Origin of the sequence: Allobosea sp. CER48 (genome assembly GCF_044752385.1) — a bacterium.
Taxonomy (GTDB): Bacteria; Pseudomonadota; Alphaproteobacteria; order Rhizobiales; family Beijerinckiaceae; genus Allobosea.
Window position 1 is genome coordinate 1 of sequence record NZ_JBIWYK010000463.1, and the last position, 2,383, is coordinate 2,383.

Here is a 2,383-nt window from a genome sequence, read left to right on the forward strand (position 1 = left end):
GAGCTCGACAAGGTGATCGACGCGATCGATGCCTCCGGCTACGGGCTGACGCTCGGCGTCCATTCCCGCATCGAGTCGACGGTCGAGCGTGTCACGGAGCGCCTCGCGACCGGCAACATCTATGTGAACCGCAACATCATCGGCGCGGTCGTCGGCGTGCAGCCCTTCGGCGGCCACGGGCTCTCGGGCACGGGCCCCAAGGCCGGCGGCCCGCATTATCTCTCGCGCTTCGCCACCGAGCAGACGGTGACGATCAACACTGCGGCGGCCGGCGGCAATGCCAGCCTGATCGCGATGGGCGAGTGAAGCGAGGGGCCTTCCGGCCCCTCCTTTCTTCAGGCAGCGCGGTAGCGCGCCAGCCAATGGGCGTAGGGCGCCGGCAGGGTCGCCCAGGCCGGGTTCTCGACGCCGAGCGCCTGCGCCGCGGCATAGGGCCAGTGCGGGTCGGCCAGCAGCGGCCGCCCCAGCGTCACCAGATCGACCTTGCCCTCGCGCACCAGCGCGTCGGCCTGTTCGGGCTTGCTGATGTACCAGCTCGTCGAGGCCGGCAGGCCGGCCTCGCGGCGCACGCGTTCGGCCACAGGCCCCAGGAAGGCCGGTCCCCACGGGATCTTCGCCTCGGTGGTCGAGAAGCCGACGCTGACGTCGATGAAGTCCAGTCCCTCGGCCTTGAGACGCTTCACCAGCTCGATCGCCTCGGCGAGCGTCTCCTCGTCCTGGCCGTCATACTCGATCACGCCGAGACGTGCGGACAGCGGGCGATCCTCCGGCCAGACCTTGCGCACGGCCGCCAACGTCTCGATCAGGAAGCGGCTTCGGTTCTCGAAGCTGCCGCCATAGGCGTCGTCGCGCTTGTTGGCGTGGCGCGAGAGGAAGCTCTGCGCGAGATAGCCATGGGCGAAATGCAGCTTCAGCCATTCGATGCCGATGTCGCGGGCGCGCTCCGCCGCCGCGACGAAATCGGCGCGGACGCGGTCAATATCGGCCTGCGTCATGGCTCGCGGCACCCGCGACAGCCCGCCGCCATGGGGGATGGCGGAGGGCGCGATCGTCTCCCAGCTGCGGGGGTCATCGAGCGGGATGTGGTCGTCGCCCTCCCAGGGGCGGTTGGCGCTGGCCTTGCGGCCGGCATGGCCGATCTGGATGCCGGTGACCGCACCGGCCTTGCGCATCTCCGCGACGACCGGCGCCAGTGCCCCGGCCTGGGCATCGTTCCACAGGCCGAGGCAGGCCGGCGTGATCCGCCCCTCCGGCGAAACGCCGGTCGCCTCGATCACGACGAGGCCAGCACCGCCGCGCGCCAGCCCCGCGAAATGCGCGCGATGCCACTCATTCGCAACGCCGTCCTCCGCCGAGTACTGACACATCGGGGATGCCACGATGCGGTTTCGCAGTGTGACGTTCTTCAGGCTGAAAGGGTCGAACAGGCCGGGCATGCTTGGCTCCGTGGGGTAAAGTTTGATAATTCTATATTTCGATATTTTTCGAACTTTGGCAATATCAAAACCCTGTGATACGCTCGCGCTATGCGACATGCCCGCCTGCCCGCTTCCGACGAGATCGCCCTGGAGGACGTTTTCCACGCCTTGAGCGACCCCTTTCGCCTCGAGGTCGTCCGCCGGCTCGCGGCGGAAGGCGAGGCCAGCTGCCAGGCGCTCGAGGGCGACCGGCCGAAATCCAGCGTCTCGCATCATTTCCGCGTGCTGCGCGAGGCCGGGTTGATCCGCACCCGCAACGAGGGTGCGACGCGGATGAATGCGCTCCGGCGCGAGGATATCGAGGAGCGCTTCCCCGGCCTGCTTTCCTGCGTCCTCGCCGGCCGGAGCGATTGAGGGGCGCTCGCCGCAGCGCGCAAGTCCCCATGCGATGCCGGCTTACACGCCGACGCCGGTTCCGCCGCCAGGGCAGCCATCCTATGCTCGGCCCATGAGCCTTCCCTACCGCCCCAATGTCGGCATCGCCCTGTTCAACGCGCAGGGGCTCGTCTTCGCCGGCCACTCGCACAGCGCCGGGCCGGAGGTCGTCCTGCCCGGCTTCGACTGGCAGATGCCGCAGGGTGGCATCGACCCGGACGAGGACATCGTCGCCGCCGCCCGCCGCGAACTGGAGGAAGAGACCGGCGTCACCAGCGCCGTTTTCCTCGCCGTGACCGACGAATGGTGGGGCTACGATTTCCCGCCCTATGACGGGCCGCCGCACCGGCTCTCGGCCTTCCGCGGCCAGCGTCAGCGCTGGGTCGCCTTCCGCTTCACCGGCGATGACAGCGAGATCGATATCGGCAAGCCGAACGGCGATGAGCCGCCCGAGTTCAGCGAGTGGCGCTGGCGCCCGCTGAACCAGATGCCGGGGCTCATCGTTCCCTTCAAGAGGAGCGTCTACGAAC

General features: G+C 68.7%; 4 protein-coding genes. 3 read left to right on the forward strand and 1 reads right to left on the reverse strand.

Annotation, left to right across the window (positions count from 1 at the left end; translation table 11 throughout):
- The coding region (locus tag ACIPIA_RS14385) for an aldehyde dehydrogenase family protein (RefSeq protein ID WP_400510531.1) at positions 1 to 306 on the forward strand (306 nt) is incomplete at its 5' end.
- Between the two features lie 29 nt (positions 307 to 335).
- Here the strand turns inward: ACIPIA_RS14385 and ACIPIA_RS14390 are convergent.
- Positions 336 to 1,436, reverse strand: coding sequence for an NADH:flavin oxidoreductase/NADH oxidase (locus ACIPIA_RS14390; protein ID WP_400510532.1), 1,101 nt, complete (start codon positions 1,434 to 1,436; stop codon positions 336 to 338).
- A gap of 90 nt (positions 1,437 to 1,526) precedes the next feature.
- Between ACIPIA_RS14390 and ACIPIA_RS14395 the strand changes: the two genes are divergently transcribed.
- Positions 1,527 to 1,832 (forward strand): ArsR/SmtB family transcription factor, encoded by a 306-nt coding sequence (locus tag ACIPIA_RS14395; RefSeq protein ID WP_400510534.1) that lies wholly within the window; start codon positions 1,527 to 1,529, stop codon positions 1,830 to 1,832.
- A gap of 94 nt (positions 1,833 to 1,926) precedes the next feature.
- Positions 1,927 to 2,383 (forward strand): RNA pyrophosphohydrolase (locus tag ACIPIA_RS14400; protein ID WP_400510536.1); only part of this gene is annotated, 457 nt, incomplete at its 3' end.